3 protein-coding genes and 1 pseudogene are annotated in these 5,946 nt (G+C 37.5%); 3 read left to right on the top strand and 1 reads right to left on the bottom strand.

All coding sequences use genetic code 11. The features are described 5' to 3' along the window. Positions 1-164 precede the first annotated feature (164 nt). Complete coding sequence (locus tag V6C71_22030) at positions 165-476, bottom strand: PIN domain-containing protein (GenBank protein HEY9771138.1); 312 nt, start codon at positions 474-476, stop codon at positions 165-167. A gap of 263 nt (positions 477-739) precedes the next feature. Between V6C71_22030 and V6C71_22035 the strand changes: the two genes are divergently transcribed. From V6C71_22035 to V6C71_22045, 3 genes and pseudogenes are all read left to right on the top strand, one after another. Next, positions 740-1,522: a response regulator gene (locus tag V6C71_22035; GenBank protein ID HEY9771139.1), complete on the top strand. Its 783-nt coding sequence runs from the start codon at positions 740-742 to the stop codon at positions 1,520-1,522. A gap of 457 nt (positions 1,523-1,979) precedes the next feature. Beyond that, positions 1,980-2,735: pseudogene (locus V6C71_22040) on the top strand (IS6 family transposase). 496 nt (positions 2,736-3,231) lie between these two features. Next, positions 3,232-4,848: a PAS domain-containing sensor histidine kinase gene (locus V6C71_22045; GenBank protein ID HEY9771140.1), complete on the top strand. Its 1,617-nt coding sequence runs from the start codon at positions 3,232-3,234 to the stop codon at positions 4,846-4,848. Positions 4,849-5,946 lie beyond the last annotated feature (1,098 nt).

Here is a 5,946-nt window from a genome sequence, read left to right on the forward strand (position 1 = left end):
TTATGGCGACAGCAATAGCGTTGTTTTCCTTGTTTTGATTTCCCATTTTTCACTACATCTGTTGATTGGCAAAATGGTCATTTTACTGCTATCCAAACTGTCATTTAATTTTTAATCCTCAAACTTTTCTTGACTTATCAAGTATACCCTAATACACTCTTTTGCTACACAACCTTAGGGTCGCGAGGAATTCGCGAACTAGCAACGGTCTCGTAGAGAGCATAAATTTCATGAGGGACTATGGCTACTTTGACTTCAGCTAAAGCAATCGCATTGGTTAACAAATTCTTTCCTACAGAGGGAGAAAATATACCTCTATCGATCATTTTTTCGATTCTTTTATTCAGTTCATAAGTTGTTTCTGACCAAGCCTGTTCCGCCATATAAAGTTCTAATTCAGGACGGGCAATTAATTTTCTGCCTCTTTCTCTAATCAATTCCGCCACCAAGATATTGGCATCAACTACTAATCGCATTATTTATTACTCGGACTCAGATAAATCTAAAGCACGAGCTAGAGTAGCTTCATCCATGCCACTTTGTGCTATGGCTGTGGCTACTGTTTGATTTAGTCTTTGTAGTCCTTAAGATAGAGTTTGTCCAGATTTTCGTTACATAACTTGACAAAACTCCTCTATTCTTTAAAATTGAGTAAGGACATTGTACATTCGCTCCGTAATTATCTAAGTTAAGCAAAACACACTTTATCTCACATCCTCCTAAAGTTAATAGCTAATTTATGTCCAAAATTCTAGTCATTGAAGACGAAGCACTTGCCCGCAATATGTTTCGGGACTGTTTAGAAACTGAGGGATTTCAAACTCTTGCTGCTGAAGATGGTTTAATTGGCATTGAGCAAGCACGACAACATCTTCCTAATTTGGTGCTTTGCGATATTATTATGCCCAAACTTGACGGCTACGCGGTTTTAAGCGAGCTACGTCAAGTTGCTACGACAGCAACTATTCCTTTCATTTTTATTACAGCTAAAGCAGAAAAAGCCGATCGCCGCCAGGGAATGTCGCTAGGAGCAGATGATTATCTTATTAAGCCTTTTACAGTAGAAGAATTGCTAGAAGTGGTTTCAGTTCGACTCAAAAAGCATGCTTTTTTACAAGCGTATTATGATAATAGCTGCCAATTCTCTAAAAGAACTATGGCTTCTGAGGGTTCAGAGCGCGAGACTGATTTGTTTTTTCCGAATGTTCCAGAGCATAGTGAGGTGTTCAAGTTTATCGAGGCTAACTATAATAGGGGAATTACTTTGTGCGACGTAGCTAAGGCAGTAGGTTATTCTCCCGCTTACTTAACGAATAAGGTCAAGCGAGAAACAGGACATACAGTAAACCGCTGGATTATTGAACGTCGTATGGCCCAGGCACTTTTATTACTCGGCAGTACTAAACAATCGATAGAACAAATTGCCGAGGCAGTTGGATATCAAAATACTTGTTATTTCTTCCGTCAGTTTCGTCAACATAAAGGAACAACCCCTCAAGCCTGGAGGGAGAAGCATCTTTAAAAAGGCGTTAAAGAGAAAGATGTGTTGAGAAAAATTAAAAATCCAACACCCAAATTAATCTAACTTGAGTTTGGGTTAAGCATATTGGGCAGGGCAAACGCGTCAAATCAGGTAAATAAAACTTTAATGAGATAGTCATTATCCATTGCGGCATGATACCTTTTCAATGGAATGCTTTTTTTCAAAGTTGTATTTCTCTTTAATAGTCCTAGGGTTTGTCTTCTCATCGTCCCAAAGTTTTCAGACCCATGACCTGTGCGGATTCGTGATTTGTCTTCTCCGAAGACCACATCTATCGACCAGTGCAATTGATTTTCTATTCCCCAATGTGCTTTGATTGCTTTACTGATCTTTTCTACATCTGCTGGTAAGCTGCATATGTAATATTGGGTAGTGTCGCAAAAATTGTGGCGGAAAAGAAAAAAGTGTTAGTTTAAGGATTCACTTACTCTAATTCATAGTGTCATCCCAACTTTTTAAATGGCGACATTTTCAAGCCGAAATTATTCTACTGAATGTACGCTAGTATTGCCGATATCCTCTCAGCTACAGGAACTTAGAGGAAATGATGTTGGAACGGGGACTTGAAGTAGACCACAGCACTATCAATCGTTGGGTACTTAATTATGCTCCAGAGCTAGATCGGCGTTGTGGCCCTCATCTCAAGTCCACTAATGACTCTTGGCGTGTGGACGAGACTTATGTGAAGGTCAAGAAACAGTGGAAGTATTTGTGAGGACACGGGTGGCGAGGTTGCCTCGCCACCGTGAGCTGTCCGTATCGAGCCGTGGATAGTCAAGGTAATACAATCGACTTTTTACTCACAGCTAGACGAGATGCTGAAGCTGCTCAACGCTTTTTCATCAAAACACTCAAAGCGACTCATACTCAACCCCCCAGAGTCATAAATGTAGATAAAAATCCTTTTTATCCATCGGCGATTGAGCAGCTCAAAAAGTCTACCGTTTTGCCTCAAAAGACCAAACTCAGACAGGTCAAGTACTTGAATAATATGGTGGAGCAGGATCATCGTAGCGTTAAACATCTAATCAATCCTGGCATGAGCTTTGGCTTATTTAATTCTCCTCGAAAAACTATCAAAGGCTACGAAGCAATGAATATGATCCGTAAGGGACAGATTAGCAATGTAGAAAAAGGAGATGTCATAGGACAAATCTCTTTTATCAATCAAATTTTCGCAATAACTGTCTGAATCTCTTCTTATTCTGGATTTTTTGCTGTCTTCCTTCATTTTTTGCCACAGAACCCGTAGCATCGGTGTCGGATGAATCGACCCGCCGTGCTAATAAACCGCTTAATAAGAGCACTTCATGAAATCTTTATATATTAAAGTTATGGGCATTGTATAATCATTATCAATATTAGACTTGTCGGCTAATAAAGGGGAAAACGACTGAAAGCGCAACTAGTTATAGGTTGTAGCGGTTCTCAACGAAAATGACGCAAACGTTTACTGCATAAAGCTTTTAAAGATTTTGCGCCCTATTTCCCGACAACTCTATTATGTGCAAATAGCTGAAGTTATTAGTCAAAAATTGTTGTTAAAGTTTACTCGATACTAACTTCAAAATTGAAGTAGAAAGATTTGCTAAAAAGCTCAATCTTATGTTGAATTGACTATCATGTTGTTGCTAAAACAACCGAAAGTAAAATAAAACTGGTCAAAAGTTACATTCTTTAAATTAACAATGCTAGATTCTCCAGGGCTACTTGAAAAAGATGCGTCTTTCTTTAAGTATTTTGTCAATCATCTCTCAGACGCAGTTTTTTGTTTATCTTCGGAGGCTCGCTTTGTCTATCTTAATGATGCTGCCTGCTGTCAACTTGAGTATTCTCGTCAGGAATTGCTATCTATGAGTTTGTCTGACATAGACTTAAATTTCTCACAAGAAACTTGGTTAAAGCAATTGCTATCTCTCAGGCAGCAAAATTTTCTTGTTATAAAATCTCAACATCAAACTCGAAGCGGGAAATTCTTACCAGTAGAGCTTATTTTTACCTATATAAGACAACGGGACAGTGACTTTAGCTGTATTTTTGTCCGCAGCGTAGAAAAGATACAACCTACCCAAAACGCAAATTCTTTTGATAGCAATGGTAGCATCAACAATCTTTACCAAGAGATTTCTCAACTTAAAGAGACAAAATCTCAACTAACAAAAACTTTATCCCTAGTGCATGCCACCTTAGATTCGACTGCTTGTGGCACTGCTGCGGTTAGCTATGAAGGAGAAGTTCTTAGCCAAAATCAAAAATTTTTGGAGATGTGGAAAATTTCCGACTTGCTAATTTTATCAAAAGACACTGAAGAATGCCAAAAATTTTTCGCATCTCAGCTTAAAAATCCAGAAGTCTTTCGCCATCCTGTTTGGGAGATTTCTAGAGAATCTGAGGCTGAAACCTACGACATTCTAGAACTAAAAGACGGTAAAGTATTTGCTCAATATTCTAAGCCTCTACGACTGGATAACAAAATTATTGGTAGAGTCTGGAGTATTTGGGATATTACCGAATTTAAACAGCAAACCGAGTCAAAACTATCAAGAATTCAAGACAATATAGAGACAGCTCAGGCGATCAAAGAAGCTAAACAACTAAGCCAACTGCGATCATACTTTATTTCTATGGTCTGCCATCAATTTCGCTCTGCGTTAAATATTATTTCCTTCGCCAATAGCCTATTAAAACGCTATGTAAACAAACGGACTGACGACCAAAGACTGTTGTATCTCGATAATATTCAAACCGGAGTCGAGCAGATTAACGTGTTGTTAGATGAATTACTGTTTTTTGGCAAGTCGGAAGTTGGACAAATTGACTTTAAGCCAAAACCAGTCGATCTTGCTGGCTTTTGTCGCGCTTTAGCAACACAAATGCAGCCGTTAAGCAACGGCAAACAGCAAACTATTGAATTTTTCAGTCGCTGTGACTGCAAAATTACTTGCATTGATAAAAATATATTGCACTATATTCTTACCAATTTGCTATCAAATGCTATCAAGTATTCTCCAAATGGGAGCAAAATTAAGTTTGAAGTTTTATGTGAAAAAGAACAAGTAATTATTAAGATTAAGGATAGGGGGATTGGTATTCCAGAAGTAGACCAACAACGACTATTTGACCCATTTTCACGGGGGAGCAATGTTGGCAGTATAGCTGGTATTGGTTTAGGTCTAGCAATTGTTAAAAATCTTGTAGAGATACACAACGGCAAAATCGAGTTAGAAAGTAAAGTTGGGATAGGTACTAGCTTTTCAGTTACTCTAGCAGCCAAGAATTTGCCAGAGGGAGAACAGATAAGCTGAGCAACATCGATATTAGACTTGTTGCGAAATAGTGAATAATAGACTGAAAGACAATGATGACAGCAAGATAATTATGCTCAACATTGAAAAGATACTTTGTCAAGATAGACTGTTGAGAGCAACTAAACTAAAAAGGGTTCTGTGGCAAAAAATGAAGGAATACAGCAAAAAATCCAGAATAAGAAGAGATTCAGACAGTTATTGCCACAGAACCAAAGTGAAAGCCTTAAGTACAATTGTTTGAAATTCATTGTGCTACACACCTCTTCTTATTTTTTGCCTCAGGGGGTGACAAGACATTCAAAGGGAAGAACTAATGATGCTTTTAGCTCTCATACTCTGTTGATAAAAAGATAGTTTGTTAGGAGTAAGTCTCATTAGTTCCTCAATCCAATCGCGACACATTTGAAAATTATCAACCCACAAACTACCATATAAACCTATCCAGAAATTACTATGTCTTTTCTGTTTTCTAAGGGTTTTCTTTTAAGCGGCAGATATATTCTTGGACTCCTTTTAAAATAATTGATTGACCTTTTTTGATGGCACAAGTGTAAGCGATCGCTATCAGTAAAATTTAAGGATAATAAACGTTTATTGTTACTATGACATTGCTCTAAGTTATAACCACCTGATTTACGACGCGAAGCTAGTCCTTTAGGACAATTTTTGAACATTGCTTCGATTCCCATTCGTTTCTTATAAGCTTTAATGGTTTGTTTTAAATTAGACAAATTAACGCCGTGTGCGACTTTAAATTTGAAAATGAAAATCCCATCTGAGATGATTAGTATTTTCAATCTCGATGGGACGATGTTTAGTAAGTCACGATTTTATCATTACTGTTTTCTGTAGTGTGGATGATTTGTGGAAAAAAATTACTAAAGGGGAAAAAATAAGAAGTAGAGGATTGGCATCAAGTTTGAGCGACAGCGAAATAATTACAATGGAAATTGTGGTTGTGTAGCAAAAGAGTGTATTAGGGTATAATTGATAAGTCAAGAAAAGTTTGAGGATTAAAAATTAAATGACAGTTTGGATAGCAGTAAAATGACCATTTTGCCAATCAACAGATGTAGTGAAAAATGGGAAATCAAA

It is taken from the genome of Coleofasciculaceae cyanobacterium (assembly GCA_036703275.1).
Taxonomy (GTDB): Bacteria; Cyanobacteriota; Cyanobacteriia; order Cyanobacteriales; family Xenococcaceae; genus Waterburya.

Coding starts and splice junctions, on each gene's coding strand:
- V6C71_22030 (HEY9771138.1), bottom strand. CDS start 476: ATGCGATTAGTAGTTGATGCCAATATCTTGGTGGCGGAATTGATTAGA.
- V6C71_22035 (HEY9771139.1), top strand. CDS start 740: ATGTCCAAAATTCTAGTCATTGAAGACGAAGCACTTGCCCGCAATATG.
- V6C71_22045 (HEY9771140.1), top strand. CDS start 3,232: ATGCTAGATTCTCCAGGGCTACTTGAAAAAGATGCGTCTTTCTTTAAG.